The organism is Yersinia aleksiciae (assembly GCF_001047675.1).
Classification (GTDB): domain Bacteria; phylum Pseudomonadota; class Gammaproteobacteria; order Enterobacterales; family Enterobacteriaceae; genus Yersinia; species Yersinia aleksiciae.
Genome location: NZ_CP011975.1, coordinates 2103764 through 2119136, shown reverse-complemented (window position 1 = coordinate 2119136; position 15373 = coordinate 2103764). Strand labels below are relative to the sequence as shown.

The window sequence follows — 15373 nt, the reverse complement described above, 5'->3', positions numbered from 1 at the left end:
TTTGTAACGTCAAAGACGCAGGAAATATTAATCCCAGCTCAAGATTACCTTGCCTGATTTCCCTGAACGCATGGCATCAAAGCCTTCTTGGAACTCATCAATAGAGAAACGGTGAGTGATGATCGGGGTTAAATCTAAGCCGGATTGAATCAGTGCTGCCATTTTGTACCAGGTTTCGAACATCTCGCGGCCATAAATTCCTTTGATAAACAGCCCCTTGAAAATCACCTGATTCCAGTCGATGGACATATCAGAAGGAGGTATTCCCAGCATCGCAATACGCCCGCCATGATTCATTGAGTTAAGCAATGAACGGAACGCAGGTGGTGCACCTGACATCTCTAAGCCCACATCAAAACCTTCCGTCATGCCCAGCTCAGCCATCACGTCATTCAGGTTCTCTTTACTGACGTTAACCGCCCGCGTGACACCCATCTTGCGCGCCAAATCCAAGCGGTACTCATTCACGTCAGTGATGACAACATGACGAGCGCCCACATGCTTACAGACAGCGGCAGCCATGATACCAATCGGACCAGCGCCGGAAACCAATACATCCTCTCCCACTAAATCAAAGGATAAGGCGGTATGCACGGCATTGCCGAAGGGGTCAAAAATGGCGGCTAACTCGTCAGAGATATTGTCTGGGATCTTGAACGCATTAAAGGCCGGAATGACCAAAAACTCAGCAAAAGAGCCGGGGCGATTCACGCCGACACCCACAGTATTACGGCAAAGGTGGGTTCGCCCCCCACGACAATTACGGCAATGCCCACAGGTGATATGGCCTTCGCCAGACACCCGGTCACCAATATTAAAGCCTTTCACTTCCTGACCAATGGCGACCACTTCACCCACATACTCATGGCCGACCACCATAGGGACGGGGATCGTCTTTTGCGACCACTCATCCCAGTTATAGATATGCACATCAGTACCACAGATAGCGGTTTTGCGAATTTTGATCATGATGTCGTTGTGGCCCAGCTCTGGCTGTGGCACATCGGTCATCCAAATACCTTCTTCTGCTTTCAGTTTGGACAGAGCTTTCATGACATTCCTTACGCAATAACGTTAAGTTGCTTACCAATACGCACAAAGGCTTCGATAGCCCGCTCGACCTGCTCTGTCGTGTGGTCTGCCGACATCTGGGTACGGATACGAGCCTGACCTTTTGGCACCACCGGATAGAAGAAACCGGTGACGTAAATCCCCTCTTTCAGCAAGGCATTGGCAAATTCTTGCGCCAATGTCGCGTCACCCAGCATCACAGGAATGATGGCATGGTCGGCACCGGCCAAGGTGAAACCGGCTGCACTCATTTTCTCACGGAATAAGCGGGCATTCGCCCATAGACGATCACGCAGTTCAGCACCGTCTTCCAATAGTGATAACACTTCAATTGAAGCCGCAACAATTGCTGGCGCTAATGAGTTTGAGAACAGATAGGGCCGCGAACGCTGGCGCAACCACTCAACCACCTCTTTACGGCCAGCGGTGTAACCCCCTGATGCCCCGCCCAGCGCTTTACCTAAGGTGCCGGTGATAATATCAACGCGATCCATCACTTCGCAGTATTCATGCGTACCACGGCCATTAGCACCGACAAAGCCCACCGCATGGGAGTCATCGACCATCACCAGTGCCTGATATTCATCGGCTAAATCACAGACGCCTTTCAGATTGGCGATCACCCCGTCCATGGAGAACACGCCATCAGTGGCGATCATAATATGGCGCGCGCCCTCTGCTTTGGCTTGTTTTAGCTGTGCTTCCAGCCCGCTCATGTCGTTGTTGGCATAGCGGTAGCGCTTGGCTTTACATAACCGCACGCCATCAATGATGGAGGCATGATTCAGCGCATCAGAGATAATGGCATCTTCTGGCCCGAGCAAAGTTTCGAACAAGCCGCCGTTGGCATCAAAACAAGAGGAGTAGAGAATGGCATCTTCCATACCGAGGAAACTGGCGAGCTTCTGTTCAAGCTCTTTGTGTGTGTCTTGAGTACCGCAGATAAAACGCACTGAGGCCATGCCAAAGCCATGAGTATCCATGCCTTTTTTGGCCGCCGCAATCAGTCGCGGGTGGTTTGCCAAGCCCAAATAATTATTGGCGCAAAAATTAATTACGCGATTCCCATCAGCGACAGAAATATCGGCTTGCTGGGCAGAAGTGATGATCCGTTCGTTTTTATACAACCCTTCAGCACGGGTAGTTTTGAGTTGTTGTTCTAGTTGCTGATAAAACGGGTTTCTCTCAGAAGGCAGGGACATTCAGTTATCTCCAGAATTGGCAGTTTCGCCTAACATTTTACTGCCTGCTGAGTGAACTGACGAGCAACCTTGTCTTATATTGCAAAAAATGCAGCACATATCACGGTGAACAATCCTAAAGCAGCATAGAAAACGAGAGATTAACCCCCTTCCGGCTGTGCGCTATCCGATGAAATGTTATGATAACGCCAACTAGCGTGTCGGGTATTGTGCCCGACCAAGCAAATTAACAAGGGTGAACCTGATGATTATCGTCACTGGCGGCGCCGGCTTTATTGGCAGCAACATTGTTAAGGCACTGAATAATATCGGTTATAAAGATATCTTGGTCGTGGATAACCTGAAAGACGGTACTAAATTCGTCAATCTGGTTGATCTGGATATCGCGGATTACATGGATAAAGAAGATTTTGTTGCCAGCATTGTTGCCGGTGATGATATGGGTGATATTGACGCGATCTTCCACGAAGGTGCCTGCTCCTCCACCACCGAGTGGGATGGCAAGTACATGATGGATAACAACTATCAGTATTCCAAAGATATCCTGCACTTCTGCTTGGATCGCGGCATTCCTTTCTTGTACGCCTCTTCTGCGGCCACTTACGGCGGGCGTACTGATAACTTCATCGAAGATCGCCAGTACGAACAACCCCTTAACGTTTATGGTTATTCCAAATTCTTATTCGATCAGTATGTGCGTGAGATCCTACCGCAAGCTGATTCACAGATTTGTGGATTCCGTTACTTCAACGTTTATGGTCCACGCGAAGGCCACAAAGGCAGCATGGCAAGTGTCGCTTTCCACCTGAATAACCAGATCAATGCAGGGGAAAATCCTAAGTTATTCTCCGGCAGTGAAAACTTCAAACGTGATTTCATCTATGTGGGTGATGTGGCGGACGTTAATCTGTGGTTCTGGCAAAACGGCGTCTCCGGCATTTTCAACTGCGGTACCGGTCGCGCGGAATCCTTCCAGGCGGTCGCCGATGCCGTGGTGGATTTCCATCACAGCGGGCCGGTGGAATACATTGAATTCCCAGAAAAACTGAAAGGCCGCTATCAGGCATACACGCAAGCTGACCTCACTAATTTGCGTGCCGCCGGTTATGACAAGCCGTTCAAAACTGTCGCTGAAGGCGTCAAAGAATATCTGGCGTGGCTCAATCGCCCGATCTAAATCACTTGCTGCAAGGAATTGATAAACGGTATGAAAATACTGGTCATCGGCCCTTCTTGGGTTGGCGATATGATGATGTCGCAAAGTCTTTACCGCACCCTGAAGGCCGAATATCCGGCAGCAGATATTGATGTGATGGCACCCGCGTGGTGCCGTCCGCTTTTGGCCAGAATGCCGGAAGTGCGCCACGCAATCCCAATGCCATTAGGGCATGGGGCTTTTGCTTTTGACGAGCGACGCCGCTTGGGTCTGGCCTTGCGTGAAACTGGTTATGATCGTGCCTATGTTCTGCCAAATTCGTTTAAATCTGCCCTGATCCCTTATTTTTCAGGCATTAAGCAACGTATTGGCTGGCGTGGCGAGATGCGCTACTTCTTGCTCAATGATATGCGCATTCTCGATAAAGAAGCCTTCCCTATGATGGTCCAGCGCTATGTTGCTCTGGCCTATGATAAAGAACGTATTCAGTCGGCCGCTGATTTGCCGCAGCCTTTGCTCTGGCCGCAATTGCAGGTTCGCGACGAAGAGATCGCCGAAATCACCGCATCATTCAATCTGACGGATAACCGACCTATTATTGGATTCTGCCCCGGAGCCGAGTTTGGCCCAGCGAAACGCTGGCCACACTATCACTACGCCGCACTGGCGCAGAAACTGATTGATACGGGCTATCAAGTCCTCTTATTGGGTTCGGCGAAAGACAATGAAGCTGGCGAGGAGATTCGTCAGGCGCTGGGCGAAGATGCGCGCGAATATTGCCTCAATCTGGCGGGTCAAACATCGCTGGAACAAGCCGTGGTGCTGATTGCCGCCTGTAGCGCGGTGGTCAGTAATGACTCCGGTTTAATGCATGTAGCCGCCGCATTAAATAAGCCATTGGTCGCCCTGTACGGCCCAAGCAGCCCAGATTTCACCCCGCCCCTGTCTGACAAAGCCACTGTTATTCGCCTGATTACCGGTTATCAAAAAGTGCGCAAAGGCGATAGCGCGCAGGGCTATCATCAGAGCTTGATTGATATCCAGCCAGAGCTGGTGATGGATGCACTTGAGAAGCAGCTTGCCGCGCAAAAATGCTCAGCCAAAGAGGAGGATTAATGCACGTATTGATCGTTAAAACCTCTTCCATGGGTGACGTTTTACATGCGTTGCCCGCGCTAACAGACGCCATGCATGCCATTCCGGGCATTCGCTTTGACTGGGTGGTCGAAGAGGGCTTCAGCCAGATCCCTACTTGGCATCCGGCGGTGGACAAAGTGATTCCAGTGGCTATCCGCCGTTGGCGCAAAAACTGGTTTGGCACTGACACCCGGCAGGAACGCTGTGATTTTAAACGTGTGGTGCAGCAGCGCAGTTATGATCTGGTGATCGATGCGCAGGGGCTGATTAAAAGTGCTGCGCTCATTACCCGTATCGCCAAGGGCATCAAACATGGTGCGGATTGCAAAAGCGCGCGCGAGCCGTTTGCCAGTTGGTTCTACAACTGCCGTCATGAGATTGATCCCAAACAACATGCGGTCGAGCGTACACGCCAGTTGTTTGCCAAAAGTCTGGGCTATGCCAAGCCAGAAAGTTATGGCGATTACGCCATCGCACCACGCTTTTTAAGCCAATTACCCGCCGATGCAGGTCAGTATCTGGTTTTCCTGCATGCGACAACTCGCGACAGCAAACACTGGTCTGAAAGTCACTGGCTGCAACTGATTGAACTGGTGGCCCCAACAGGGTTAAAAATCAAACTACCTTGGGGCGCAGATCATGAGTATCAACGCGCTTTGCGGTTAGCGGAACATGCACCTCATGTTGAGGTATTGCCTAAACTCAGCCTCCAGCAGGTGGCCGAAGTTTTGGCGGGCGCAAAAGCGGTGGTGTCCGTTGACACTGGCCTCAGTCATCTCACCGCAGCACTGAGTCGTCCCAACATTACGCTGTACGGCCCCACCGATCCTGGCTTGATTGGCGGTTACGGTGAAAATCAAATCGCCGTTATTTCTGAACAAAAAAGCATGGATACCATTACCGCTGAAACCATTATGGCGCGATTGGAAACATTGCTTTGATAAGCGATAACTCCTTATTTTCCGTGATGTACTTGCGCTTAAATTTTCGCCAATCAGTATTTATCCTGTAATAACAAACGGCTCTGGTAAATATCAGGGTCGGTTGTTGTCGGCTTTGTGATTGTTAAATATTACTAATAAATTATTTAAGTAATTGAGAAAATCAAATCACTCACATATTGCGAATAATTCCGCATAAATTTCTCTGCCTACGTGGTTAATAACGAAATACATTACCGATAAAACGTAACGCTAATTACCCACCGATAACCCACTGGGTTAATACCTAATATCAGGCAGAAACACCTCCAGTGCATGAGCGGACAGCATCTACCGCCACATCGTTAATTGCCCACAGACACTAATGAAACCCATTCTCATTATTGAGTCTATTAAATCAAGTTTACGGCCTTCATTTACTGAAATTGTTAAAAAATTATATTCTTTTTTATGAATAGCCTGGCTCTATTCTGGCTATCCGCGTGGCCCAGTCGAAAAGAGCCTTTCTTACACAAATATGGTATTATTCTTAGCAATCCATATAAATGAAATTGATAGAATGTTGCTGCGTTTATATCAGGTACTACTCTACCTTATTCAACCTCTGATTTGGTTACGATTGCTGTTACGTAGCCGTAAAGCCCCCGCTTATCGCAAGCGCTGGGGAGAACGTTATGGTTTTTGTGCCGGTAAAGTTGTTGCTGGCGGCATCATGCTGCATTCAGTTTCAGTCGGTGAGACACTGGCTGCGATCCCGTTAGTGAGGGCATTACGTCACCGCTACCCGTCATTGCCCATCACTGTGACTACCATGACACCCACGGGCTCCGAGCGTGTCCAGTCCGCTTTTGGCAAAGACGTTCACCACGTTTATCTGCCCTATGATCTCCCCGGCTCTGTGAATCGCTTCTTGGATCAGGTCAATCCAAAGCTGGTCATTATCATGGAAACAGAACTGTGGCCAAACCTGATAAATGCACTGCATCGCCGCAAAATACCACTGGTGATTGCCAATGCGCGCCTATCTGCCCGCTCTGCCGCTGGCTACAAAAAGATCGGCAGTTTTATCCGTAATATGCTGCAACGTATCACGCTGATCGCCGCACAAAATCAAGAAGATGGCGATCGTTTCATTGAGTTAGGCCTTAGACGTTCACAACTGACGGTAACGGGTAGCCTAAAATTTGATATTTCTGTCACCCCTGAATTAGCCGCCAGAGCGGTAACATTACGCCGCCAATGGGCAGCACATCGTCCGGTGTGGATAGCGACGAGCACCCATGATGGCGAAGAAGCCATTTTGCTGGACGCCCATAGCCAATTACTGCAACACTTCCCAACATTACTGCTGATTCTGGTACCACGTCACCCTGAGCGTTTCCCGAAAGCGGTCGAACTGACACAAAAAGCGGGGTTGAGTTACACCTTACGCAGCAAAGGCGAAATCCCTTCCGCCAGTACACAAGTCGTGATTGGCGATACCATGGGCGAGTTGATGCTGCTGTACGGCATTGCCGATCTGGCCTTTGTAGGCGGCAGTCTGGTTGAACGTGGTGGTCATAATCCGCTGGAAGCAGCGGCCCATGCGATACCCGTGCTGATGGGGCCACATACGTTTAACTTTAAAGACATCTGTGCCAAGCTGGAACAGGCCGAGGGGCTGATTACCGTCACCGACACCTTGTCGCTGGTGAAAGAGATCACGATGTTGCTGACTGATGAAGATTGTCGCCTCTATTATGGCCGCCACGCAGTTGATGTATTGCATGAAAATCAGGGCGCGCTACAACGGCTATTACACTTGCTGGAGCCTTACCTGCCGCAACGGAGCCACTAATGAGTACCAAGAAACGTCTGTCAGTTGTGATGATCACCAAGAATGAAGCCTCACTGCTGGCAGATTGTCTGGCATCCGTTAGCTGGGCTGATGAAATAGTCATATTAGATTCAGGCAGTGAAGACGAAACCGTTGCTCTGGCCCAACAATATGGCGCGAAAGTGCATAGCAACACGGAATGGCCCGGTTATGGCAAACAGCGGCAATTAGCCCAGCAATATGCCAGTGGTGACTACATTCTAATGCTGGATGCTGATGAACGTGTGACTCCTGAGCTAAAAGCGGCAATCGAAGCGGTGCTATTGGCCCCAGCAGAGGGTGCCGTTTATAGTTGTGCTCGACGGAATCTGTTTTTAGGCCGCTTTATGCGCCATAGCGGCTGGTATCCCGATAGAGTCACCCGGTTATATCCGCATCACCAATTCCGTTACAACGACGATTTAGTTCATGAATCACTCGCCAGTGGCTCTGCCAAAGTTATCCCCTTGGCGGGTGATTTGCTGCATCTGACTTGCCGTGATTTCTTTGCATTCCAACGTAAACAGCTCAATTACGCTGAAGCATGGGCGACCCAACGCCATCAACAAGGCAAAAGTTGCAGCTATTTTTCAATTCTTAGCCATACTCTCGGGGCATTCTGTAAGACATGGTTGTTCCGTGCCGGTTTCCTCGATGGTAAACAAGGGTTCTTGTTGGCGGTGGTTAACGCGCAATATACCTTTAATAAATATGCGGCTCTGTGGGCATTGAGCCATCAACATCAGAAAGGCGAGAACTCATGACCACCAAAGCCATCTATCCTGGGACGTTTGACCCAATGACTAATGGGCATTTGGACCTAGTGACACGGGCCTCAGCGATGTTCAGTCATGTGATTCTGGCTATCGCCGACAGTTCCAGCAAAAAACCGATGTTTACCCTCGACGAACGGGTAGCCTTGGCCAAGCAGGTGACTGCGTCACTCAAGAATGTTGAAGTGTTGGGGTTCAGTGAACTGATGGCGGAGTTCGCCAAAAAGAATAATGCGAATATTTTAGTACGGGGTTTACGTTCAGTTTCGGATTTCGAGTATGAATGGCAACTGGCAAACATGAACCGCCACTTGATGCCAAAACTGGAAAGTGTGTTTCTGATGCCATCAGAGAAATGGTCGTTTATCTCTTCTTCACTGGTGAAGGAAGTGGCACGCCACGGCGGCGATATCACCCCTTTCCTTCCCGCACCCGTGACTAAGGCGCTATTGGCTAAGCTGGCTTAACCTGCGGCTCATTCAAATTAATGTTGGCAGTGGCGGCAAAAAAACGTGCTGCGCTGCCCATGCTTCGCGATTTCAATCAGTTGCCCGCAGCGGCGACAAGGTTCACCCGCCCGTCCATACACCTGCAATTCTTGCGCAAAGTAACCCGGTTTACCGTCCGACTGTAAAAAGTCGCGTAGTGTGGTACCACCCTGCTCGATAGAGTGCAGTAACACCGCTTTTATCGTGGCGACCAGCAGTGCGATTTCAGCTTGGGTCAATGAACCGGCGGCGCGATCAGGCAAAATACCGGCAGCAAACAAAGATTCGCTGGCGTAGATATTGCCAACCCCAACCACGACTTTGTTATCCATCAACCACGGCTTAATCAATGTGCGTTTGTTCCGTGATTTATCAAACAAGTATTGCGGGGTAAATTCGTCACTCAGCGGCTCTGGGCCTAGATGTGCCAACACGCTACTGGTCTCAAGGTCCTTCGCCCATAACCAGGCACCAAAGCGGCGTGGGTCGGTATAACGTAATATTTTGCCGTTACTGATCACCAGATCGACATGATCATGTTTTTCCGCTGCAGTCTCTTCAGACAGAACGCGCAAACTGCCCGACATCCCCAAATGCACGATGATCCAGCCCGTGGGTAGCTCTAGCAGTAAATACTTTGCCCGACGCTGAACACTCAGTACCGGCTGGTCACTGAGCGCCAAAATTTCATCGGACACCGGCCAGCGCAAGCGGGCATTTCTGACTACCGCATACAAAATCGTCTGGCCGACAAGATAGGGTTCGATCCCGCGTCGGCTGGTTTCAACTTCTGGTAATTCAGGCATCTCCCCTCCCTTCAAGGTATCTCACTGTACTTTATATAATAAAAAACCCGGCCGGAGCCGGGTTTTTCTTAATCCACTAAAATTACTTAATTTTAGCTTCTTTGTAGATCACGTGTTGACGGACAACTGGATCGAATTTCTTCAGTTCCAATTTTTCCGGCTTCGTACGCTTGTTCTTCGTAGTGGTATAGAAGTGACCAGTACCAGCAGAAGAAACCAGCTTGATCTTCTCGCGAACACCTTTAGCCATGATTCAGTTCCTTAATACTTCTCACCGCGGGTACGAAGTTCGGCCAAGACCGTTTCAATACCCTTCTTATCAATAACACGCATACCTTTAGCAGATACACGCAGAGTTACAAAGCGCTTCTCGCCCTCAACCCAAAAACGGTGAGAGTGAAGGTTCGGCAGAAAACGGCGTTTGGTCGCGTTCATTGCGTGGGAACGGTTGTTACCGCTCACCGGGCGCTTGCCAGTAACTTGGCAGACTCGGGACATGTCTATTCTCCAAAAATCAAATCAGCTCGAGCTTCGTATAGGATTTGGCCGCCTCGTCAGGCTTTAGAGCCCATCTCAGCAAATTCACTGAGAAGACTCACTGTCATCAGGTCAGAAACCCCTGTCACCAGGTTATAAACCTGCTGAGATAGGCTCTTCACGCCAAACCCAAGATTCTCAAAGGTGGCGTAGTATACGCTCTGAAGCGTAAGTGCTCAAGTCCCGAACAGCTAAAGATCCTAAAAGGATCAATTATTATTTCACTAAAGCCATCCGCGTTCGGCAAATGAGACACATTCACCCCGACCGACTACCAAATGATCGAGCACCCGAATATCTAATAATGAACAGGCTTTTATCACCTGTGTTGTCATCAAACGGTCGGCTTGGCTCGGTTCAGCCTTACCCGAAGGGTGATTATGCGCCAGAATCAGCGCGGCGGCATTCGCCTTCAGCGCTTCACGCACAATTTCTCTCGGATGAACCTCAACGCTGTTGATGGTACCAGTAAACATCTCCTCATGGCGAATAACACGATGCTGATTATCCAAAAACATGACTAAAAATATCTCACGCTCACGGTGAGAAAGAATATTTTGCAGAAATTGTTGGGTAACCACGGGATTGAGCAAGACACTTTCTTGCATCAGATGGGATGAAAAGCAGCGACTGGCCAGTTCTGCAATCGCCTGAATCTGGCTGTATTTCGAGACACCAATCCCCTTTTGGGCGCATAACGTCTGATAATTCGCCGACATCAGCCCGTGCAGCGAGCCGAAGGTCTCAATCAAACATTCCGCCATCTTCATGACGTGCATCCCCGGAATGCCAGTACGCAGAAAAAGTGCGAGCAATTCGGCATCTGACAGCACAGCGGCACCGTATTTTAGTAATTTTTCTCTTGGGGCGCTCTGCCCGTACCACTCATCCATTCCTTGGCTCCTGTAATCCCTGAACAGCGCGGACAGCATGACAGAAGGTTTTATGCCCCGCGACCTGATGATTCACAGCATGCGTAACGTCTCGCAAATTTGATTATTGATGGCATCAGGAGATGCCCTGATAGCTAATCTGCTCAGCTGTTATGCTAAAATATCGTCTCTTACAGCTTTCATTCGGACAATCATGATGACGGGACTTTCCGGCAAACATATTGTGCTCGGGATTAGTGGGGGTATCGCCGCCTATAAATCACCTGAGCTGGTACGTCGCTTGCGTGATAGAGGCGCGGAGGTTCGTGTGGTCATGACCACCGCCGCCAAAGCGTTTATTACGCCACTCACATTGCAGGCAGTCTCGGGTTATCCCGTCTCTGATGATTTGCTCGATCCTACGGCAGAAGCCGCTATGGGCCATATTGAGCTGGGTAAATGGGCTGATTTAGTGATTATGGCTCCCGCCACCGCCGATCTGCTGGCCAGAGTCGCGGTAGGCATGGCTAATGACCTGCTGACCACTCTTTGCCTGGCAACAGCGGCACCTGTCGCAGCTGTTCCAGCGATGAATCAACAGATGTATCGTGCCGCCGCGACCCAAGCGAACTTACAAACGCTCGCACACCGCGGCGTGCTGTTATGGGGGCCAGACAGCGGCAGCCAGGCTTGCGGTGATGTCGGGCCAGGCAGAATGTTGGACCCGCTAGAAATCGTCGCACTGGCCCATGATCATTTTTCTGCAAAACAAGACCTGCAACATTTGAGTGTCATGATTACCGCCGGGCCAACACGTGAAGCACTTGATCCTGTGCGCTTTATCAGTAACCAAAGTTCGGGCAAAATGGGGTTCGCCATTGCTCAGGCAGCCGCCGCAAGAGGGGCAAAGGTCACGTTAGTCGCCGGGCCAGTGAATCTCCCTACGCCCGCAGGTGTTGATCGTATTGATGTTGTCAGTGCGCTTGAGATGCAGCAAGCCGTTCAGAATTTAGCCGCCCAGCAGAATATTTTTATTTCTTGTGCTGCGGTAGCGGATTACCGCGCCGAGCAAGTTTCTGACGAGAAAATAAAAAAACAGGGCGATGAAATTACCCTTAAGTTAGTGAAAAACCCAGATATTGTGGCTGGAGTGGCTTCGATGGCTAAAAATCGACCATTTGTTGTTGGATTTGCTGCCGAAACCCAGAATGTGGAAGAATACGCGCGACAAAAACTGGCGCGAAAGAATCTGGATCTTATTTGCGCTAATGATGTATCGCTCGCAGAGCATGGTTTTAACAGTGATACCAATGCCCTGCACCTTTTTTGGCTAGCTGGAGAGAAACGTTTACCGCTCAGCGATAAGCACCTCCTCAGTCAGCGTTTAATAGACGAGATTGTCAGCCGTTATGATGAAAAAAATCGACATTAAAATTCTGGACCCACGTGTTGGCAATGAATTTCCGCTGCCAACTTATGCGACAGAAGGTTCTGCTGGGCTAGATTTACGCGCCTGTCTGGACGAGGCAGTTGATTTACTGCCGGGTCAAACCACCTTGTTACCGACCGGTTTAGCCATACACATTGGCGATAACGCACTGGCAGCGGTAATTTTGCCTCGCTCAGGGTTAGGGCATAAACACGGCGTAGTATTAGGCAATCTGGTTGGGCTGATTGACTCTGACTATCAAGGGCAGTTGATGGTGTCAGTCTGGAACCGTGGTCAGCAGCCTTTCACTATCGAACCCGGTGAGCGCATCGCACAGATGGTGTTTGTTCCTGTTGTACAAGCAGAATTCAATCTGGTTGAAGATTTTGACCTGAGTGAACGTGGTACCGGTGGTTTTGGTCATTCTGGGCGCCAATAACCTACCCTAGACCTCGATACCGTAAAAAAGCTATCACATAAGCCGCCGGGGCTTGGTCCCCAGTGCGGCCGGTATTTGGGTTTTTGTTATTAAGTCATTTTTAGCAAGGGTCTACTCGGACATGGCAGAAAAAGAGAGTACGAAAAGGAACAGGCGCGAGGAAATTTTGCAGGCTTTGGCGCAAATGCTGGAATCCAGCGATGGCAGCCAACGCATCACTACTGCAAAACTCGCCGCCAATGTGGGAGTGTCTGAAGCTGCGCTTTATCGGCACTTCCCCAGCAAAACGAGGATGTTTGATAGCCTGATCGAGTTTATTGAAGATAGTTTGATGTCCCGCATAAATTTGATTCTGCAAGATGAGAAAGAGACGTTCAATCGCCTCCGTTTGATCCTGCTGCTGGTATTAGGGTTTGCGGAGCGTAATCCAGGGCTAACCCGGATTATGACTGGGCATGCGCTGATGTTTGAACAAGATCGCTTGCAAGGCCGCATTAACCAGCTGTTTGAGCGCATTGAAGTCCAGTTGCGTCAAGTGCTGCGCGAGAAGAAACTGCGCGATGGGCAAGGCTTTATCCATGATGAGGCTCTGTTGGCAACGCAGCTGCTGGCATTTTGTGAAGGGATGTTGTCGCGCTTTGTTCGTTCTGAATTCCGCTATCGGCCAACACAAGAGTTTGATGCCCGCTGGCCGCTGATTGTGGCTCAGTTGCAGTAGATTAGGGCGATAACGCCGTTGCAGTCGCTTGGTTGCAGCAGAGGTCGTTCAAGATGGGGGCCAAGACTCGCCCCCGAGGGGAAAAGCGCCGAGCAGATAGACCCTGGGAAGCCATTGCTCGGCACTTTTTCCAACAGCAACCCCAGCACGGGCCGCCGTTGGAACTATTTACGACCGTTCGGTTGCAGCTTCTCACCAACATTGAGCAAGAACAGCTCATTATCGCGGGTTGAAATCCGCGCTGAACCATCGTCCATTCGGTAAGCTCCCTCGGTAAAGCCAGCGCCATTCAGGAAAGGTGCAACGGCTTGTGGCTTATTGCGCAGTGAAGCTTCCAGCGCCAGTAACGCGTAAGGCTCGATAGCATCGATATCGGCATATTGGCGGTCCGGTGAGGCCATAAAGAAGCCGTCGATATAGCGGGTTTTGATGATATTATCACCGATTTTCTCTGCCAATAGCCGATACTCAGCAACCTGACTGGCGTTGTAGAGGTCCAGCAACGCGAACAGAGCATAGGGATCACTGTTGGTGGTATCCAGTTTGACCCTCATCGCTTTACCCGGTGCGGTGCCGATATCACCCAACCCCTGATCGTTGGCGATGCCGCGTGCCACTTTCCACAGCAGCGGATCATTATCAATGGCGTAGGCGCGGGCATAAGAGATCAGGAATTCGTTGCCTGCTTTGTACGGCTTAATCACCGTGCCTTTTTTACCGTAATAGCCATCACGTGGCAGCGTGTAATTTGATAAATCCTGTCCATTGGCAATCATCGGACGGAAAGTATTGTCCTGATCGTTATAGGCGTATTTGGCGAACGCTTTCAGGCCATCCACAGTCCATTTCTGCAAATCCTGCCCTTGCGCCCCCAAATCCTTACCCAGTTGCAACTGCATCAGCGCATTTTCAGAGTAAAGCGTACTGGTGCGCCCTTTGAGCATCATATTGCCCTCCAGCGCGGTTGGGCCAAACTCAGGACCAAACTGGCGTTGTGCGCGATCGCCAAACTTGGAGTGCGTATCGGCATCATCCGTTGGCTCTTCGCGTTTCAGCGCCTGGGTAAACTGATAGACGCCCAAACCGGTTTTAGCATCACGCGGCAGCACATATTGATCTGCCAGACGCTTAGCCCACACCAATGCGCCTTGATCCTGCTGATGTTTGTAGAGCAGCGAAGCCGAATAGATCAGGTCATTACCCGCATTGAGGAAACTCAGCCCTTTGGTGGCAAAGAAAGGCGGCTGTTGCTCAAATTTGCTCTCCCACAACTCTCCCATCTTCTTGCCATATTCACCGTGGCGGCTGGTTTCAAGGATGCGCCAGTCATAGACATGAGCGTTCCAGAAGCCGCGAATAAAGCGGGTGGTGGCATCGCTATCGACACTAAACATCAGGTCATAGTAGGGATAGGCATTTTTCAGCTCATGCACCATCTCTTTTTCGCTTGGCCCTTCGGGTTGCAGTGTTTTCAGATCAACAAAACGGTGACCGCCCCAGTAGAGTAAGCCGCTTGGGTCCTGATAATTCTGGAAATGGTAGCGGACAATATCTTCAGCTCGCTTTTGATAGCGATTATCCCCACTGAGCTGGCTCAGACCACTCATGACTCGCATCAGATTTTGTTGTGCAGAGAAGTTTGATAATACGGCCCGACGGCCATCGGGGAATATCCACTCCAGTTGCTGCCCAGTACGGGGGTCAACACCATCAGCCAGCAGCGGGCTAGGCTTATCACCATGATAAGTGTCCGATGCTTTGCTCAACACATTGTCGACATACTGCTTTACCACTGTCAGGCGATCGGTATCCGCTGCTTGTCCGGTGGGTATATACAGCGTTGCCAGCGCCGCCATGCTCAAAAATAACGCGCTTTTTTTCATGACTTTTACCTGTCAAAAATCGTTATGGTGAGGTGTGACCCCAGAGATCAGAATCTGATGATTTCA

16 protein-coding genes are annotated in these 15373 nt (G+C 50.1%); 9 read left to right on the top strand and 7 right to left on the bottom strand.

Annotated features, from left to right (window positions below; translation table 11 throughout):
- Positions 1–27: 27 nt before the first annotated feature.
- Positions 28–1053, bottom strand: a complete 1026-nt coding sequence (tdh, locus tag ACZ76_RS09560; RefSeq protein ID WP_004876921.1) for an L-threonine 3-dehydrogenase — start codon at positions 1051–1053, stop codon at positions 28–30.
- 8 nt (positions 1054–1061) lie between these two features.
- The gene (gene kbl, locus ACZ76_RS09555; protein WP_048618744.1) at positions 1062–2273 is read right to left on the bottom strand and encodes a glycine C-acetyltransferase; all 1212 of its coding nucleotides are present in this window, start codon (positions 2271–2273) and stop codon (positions 1062–1064) included.
- 244 nt (positions 2274–2517) lie between these two features.
- On the opposite strand from kbl, the gene rfaD reads away from it, so the two are divergent.
- From rfaD to coaD, 6 genes are all read left to right on the top strand, one after another.
- Entirely contained in the window at positions 2518–3450 is a 933-nt protein-coding gene (rfaD, locus tag ACZ76_RS09550; protein ID WP_048618743.1) for an ADP-glyceromanno-heptose 6-epimerase, read from the top strand.
- Between the two features lie 30 nt (positions 3451–3480).
- On the top strand, positions 3481–4545 hold the full coding sequence (gene rfaF / locus ACZ76_RS09545; RefSeq protein WP_048618742.1) for an ADP-heptose--LPS heptosyltransferase RfaF: 1065 nt from the start codon (positions 3481–3483) through the stop codon (positions 4543–4545).
- Positions 4545–5507 carry a lipopolysaccharide heptosyltransferase RfaC gene (gene rfaC, locus ACZ76_RS09540; RefSeq protein ID WP_048618741.1) on the top strand — a complete coding sequence of 321 codons (963 nt, stop codon included), beginning with the start codon at positions 4545–4547 and terminating at the stop codon, positions 5505–5507. Before rfaF ends, rfaC begins: the two co-directional genes overlap by 1 nt.
- A gap of 559 nt (positions 5508–6066) precedes the next feature.
- Positions 6067–7344, top strand: coding sequence for a lipid IV(A) 3-deoxy-D-manno-octulosonic acid transferase (gene waaA / locus ACZ76_RS09535; protein ID WP_048618740.1), 1278 nt, complete (start codon positions 6067–6069; stop codon positions 7342–7344).
- A complete protein-coding gene (locus ACZ76_RS09530; RefSeq protein WP_048618739.1) occupies positions 7344–8126 on the top strand; it encodes a glycosyltransferase family 2 protein in 783 nt (260 codons plus the stop codon). Before waaA ends, ACZ76_RS09530 begins: the two co-directional genes overlap by 1 nt.
- A complete protein-coding gene (coaD, locus tag ACZ76_RS09525) occupies positions 8123–8602 on the top strand; it encodes a pantetheine-phosphate adenylyltransferase (RefSeq protein ID WP_048618738.1) in 480 nt (159 codons plus the stop codon). The genes ACZ76_RS09530 and coaD overlap by 4 nt, the downstream gene beginning before the upstream one ends.
- 17 nt (positions 8603–8619) lie before the next feature.
- Here the strand turns inward: coaD and mutM are convergent, their stop codons facing one another.
- The 4 genes from mutM to radC all read right to left on the bottom strand — a co-directional run bounded on the left by mutM (position 8620) and on the right by radC (position 10859).
- Positions 8620–9429, bottom strand: a complete 810-nt coding sequence (gene mutM, locus ACZ76_RS09520; RefSeq protein WP_048618737.1) for a bifunctional DNA-formamidopyrimidine glycosylase/DNA-(apurinic or apyrimidinic site) lyase — start codon at positions 9427–9429, stop codon at positions 8620–8622.
- Positions 9430–9511: 82 nt separating this feature from the next.
- Positions 9512–9679, bottom strand: a complete 168-nt coding sequence (gene rpmG / locus ACZ76_RS09515) for a 50S ribosomal protein L33 (RefSeq protein WP_004392084.1) — start codon at positions 9677–9679, stop codon at positions 9512–9514.
- A gap of 11 nt (positions 9680–9690) precedes the next feature.
- Complete coding sequence (rpmB, locus tag ACZ76_RS09510) at positions 9691–9927, bottom strand: 50S ribosomal protein L28 (protein ID WP_019213058.1); 237 nt, start codon at positions 9925–9927, stop codon at positions 9691–9693.
- 263 nt (positions 9928–10190) lie between these two features.
- Entirely contained in the window at positions 10191–10859 is a 669-nt protein-coding gene (gene radC / locus ACZ76_RS09505; RefSeq protein ID WP_048618736.1) for a RadC family protein, read from the bottom strand.
- Between the two features lie 193 nt (positions 10860–11052).
- Between radC and coaBC the strand changes: the two genes are divergently transcribed.
- From coaBC to slmA, 3 genes are all read left to right on the top strand, one after another.
- Positions 11053–12270: a bifunctional phosphopantothenoylcysteine decarboxylase/phosphopantothenate--cysteine ligase CoaBC gene (gene coaBC, locus ACZ76_RS09500; RefSeq protein ID WP_048618735.1), complete on the top strand. Its 1218-nt coding sequence runs from the start codon at positions 11053–11055 to the stop codon at positions 12268–12270.
- The gene (gene dut, locus ACZ76_RS09495) at positions 12248–12706 is read left to right on the top strand and encodes a dUTP diphosphatase (protein WP_042807039.1); all 459 of its coding nucleotides are present in this window, start codon (positions 12248–12250) and stop codon (positions 12704–12706) included. Before coaBC ends, dut begins: the two co-directional genes overlap by 23 nt.
- 121 nt (positions 12707–12827) lie before the next feature.
- Positions 12828–13424 (top strand): nucleoid occlusion factor SlmA, encoded by a 597-nt coding sequence (gene slmA, locus ACZ76_RS09490; RefSeq protein ID WP_048618734.1) that lies wholly within the window; start codon positions 12828–12830, stop codon positions 13422–13424.
- A gap of 164 nt (positions 13425–13588) precedes the next feature.
- Here slmA and ACZ76_RS09485 read toward each other — a convergent pair whose 3' ends face one another.
- The gene (locus tag ACZ76_RS09485; protein ID WP_048618733.1) at positions 13589–15307 is read right to left on the bottom strand and encodes a pectate lyase; all 1719 of its coding nucleotides are present in this window, start codon (positions 15305–15307) and stop codon (positions 13589–13591) included.
- Positions 15308–15373 lie beyond the last annotated feature (66 nt).

Excerpts from the sequence above, each read along its gene's own strand:
- waaA (WP_048618740.1), top strand. The coding sequence starts at position 6,067 with ATGTTGCTGCGTTTATATCAGGTACTACTCTACCTTATTCAACCTCTG.
- ACZ76_RS09485 (WP_048618733.1), bottom strand. The coding sequence starts at position 15,307 with ATGAAAAAAAGCGCGTTATTTTTGAGCATGGCGGCGCTGGCAACGCTG.
- slmA (WP_048618734.1), top strand. The coding sequence starts at position 12,828 with ATGGCAGAAAAAGAGAGTACGAAAAGGAACAGGCGCGAGGAAATTTTG.
- kbl (WP_048618744.1), bottom strand. The coding sequence starts at position 2,273 with ATGTCCCTGCCTTCTGAGAGAAACCCGTTTTATCAGCAACTAGAACAA.
- coaD (WP_048618738.1), top strand. The coding sequence starts at position 8,123 with ATGACCACCAAAGCCATCTATCCTGGGACGTTTGACCCAATGACTAAT.
- mutM (WP_048618737.1), bottom strand. The coding sequence starts at position 9,429 with ATGCCTGAATTACCAGAAGTTGAAACCAGCCGACGCGGGATCGAACCC.
- rpmB (WP_019213058.1), bottom strand. The coding sequence starts at position 9,927 with ATGTCCCGAGTCTGCCAAGTTACTGGCAAGCGCCCGGTGAGCGGTAAC.
- tdh (WP_004876921.1), bottom strand. The coding sequence starts at position 1,053 with ATGAAAGCTCTGTCCAAACTGAAAGCAGAAGAAGGTATTTGGATGACC.
- rpmG (WP_004392084.1), bottom strand. The coding sequence starts at position 9,679 with ATGGCTAAAGGTGTTCGCGAGAAGATCAAGCTGGTTTCTTCTGCTGGT.
- coaBC (WP_048618735.1), top strand. The coding sequence starts at position 11,053 with ATGATGACGGGACTTTCCGGCAAACATATTGTGCTCGGGATTAGTGGG.
- radC (WP_048618736.1), bottom strand. The coding sequence starts at position 10,859 with ATGGATGAGTGGTACGGGCAGAGCGCCCCAAGAGAAAAATTACTAAAA.
- rfaF (WP_048618742.1), top strand. The coding sequence starts at position 3,481 with ATGAAAATACTGGTCATCGGCCCTTCTTGGGTTGGCGATATGATGATG.
- ACZ76_RS09530 (WP_048618739.1), top strand. The coding sequence starts at position 7,344 with ATGAGTACCAAGAAACGTCTGTCAGTTGTGATGATCACCAAGAATGAA.
- rfaD (WP_048618743.1), top strand. The coding sequence starts at position 2,518 with ATGATTATCGTCACTGGCGGCGCCGGCTTTATTGGCAGCAACATTGTT.
- dut (WP_042807039.1), top strand. The coding sequence starts at position 12,248 with ATGATGAAAAAAATCGACATTAAAATTCTGGACCCACGTGTTGGCAAT.
- rfaC (WP_048618741.1), top strand. The coding sequence starts at position 4,545 with ATGCACGTATTGATCGTTAAAACCTCTTCCATGGGTGACGTTTTACAT.